This is a genomic window from Saccharomonospora iraqiensis subsp. paurometabolica YIM 90007, from assembly GCF_000231035.2.
GTDB lineage: Bacteria > Actinomycetota > Actinomycetes > Mycobacteriales > Pseudonocardiaceae > Saccharomonospora > Saccharomonospora paurometabolica.
Genome location: NZ_KI912187.1, coordinates 70,745 through 71,379 on the forward strand (window position 1 = coordinate 70,745; position 635 = coordinate 71,379).

1 protein-coding gene is annotated in these 635 nt (G+C 75.9%); it reads left to right on the top strand.

The annotated features are described in order from the left end of the window. A partial coding sequence (selA, locus tag SACPADRAFT_RS24675) for an L-seryl-tRNA(Sec) selenium transferase (RefSeq protein WP_040923761.1) occupies positions 1 to 635 on the top strand: 635 nt, incomplete at both ends.

The following is a 635-nucleotide window of genomic DNA, read 5'->3' on the forward strand; positions in this document are numbered from 1 at the left end:
GCGGCCGCGGGGCGCTGTCCGCGCTCGCCGAGGCGGTTCCCGAGGCGGGCGGCGTCGACGGGGTCGCGGTGGTGAACAACAACGCCGCGGCGCTGCTGCTGTGTGCGCTGGCGCTCGCGCCCGGCCGGGAGATCGTGATCAGCCGGGGCGAACTGGTGGAGATCGGCGACTCGTTCCGCATCCCCGATCTGCTCGCGGCGGCCGGGGCACGGCTGCGGGAGGTGGGCACCACCAACCGCACCACGTTCGACGACTACGCCGCCGCCCTCGGCCCGGAGACGGGGTTCGTCCTCAAGGTGCATCCCTCGAACTTCCGCGTCACCGGCTTCACCGCCGGGGTCGGGGTGGCCGAGCTGGCGACGCTGGACGCCCCCGTCGTCGTGGATGTCGGGTCGGGGCTGCTCGCGCCGCACGGGCTGCTCCCCGACGAACCGGACGTCGCCGGGTCGCTGCGCGCGGGCGCCGATCTGGTGACCGCGAGCGGGGACAAGCTGCTCGGCGGTCCGCAGGCCGGACTCGTGTTCGGCGGGCACGCACTCGTGCGTCGGGTGCGGCGGCACCCGGCCGCGCGTGCCGTGCGGGTGGACAAACTGGCGCTGGCGGCCCTGGAGGCCACCCTGCGCGGCCCCACACCC